Here is a 240-nt window from a genome sequence, read left to right on the forward strand (position 1 = left end):
AGACAAGGGGAGCCTGATCCTGAATTAAACCAAGCTTTAAAAGCAGTACTAGAACGGGCGAAGACGTACAATGTCCCGAAGTCAATCATTGACCGCGCCATTGAGAAGGCGAAAGGCGGCTCTGATGAAAGTTATGAGGAACGTCGTTATGAAGGGTTTGGGCCAAACGGGGCAATGGTGATTGTCGACGCCTTAACAAACAATGTCAACCGCACCGCGTCAGACGTTCGCGCTGCTTTT

Annotated in this window: 1 protein-coding gene; it reads left to right on the plus strand. The window is 50.0% G+C overall.

The features are described 5' to 3' along the window. A partial coding sequence (locus CHH91_RS18990; protein ID WP_176465879.1) for a YebC/PmpR family DNA-binding transcriptional regulator occupies positions 1-240 on the plus strand: 240 nt, incomplete at both ends.

This window comes from Virgibacillus sp. 7505 (assembly GCF_002272135.1).
In the GTDB taxonomy this organism is placed as follows: domain Bacteria; phylum Bacillota; class Bacilli; order Bacillales; family Amphibacillaceae; genus Terribacillus.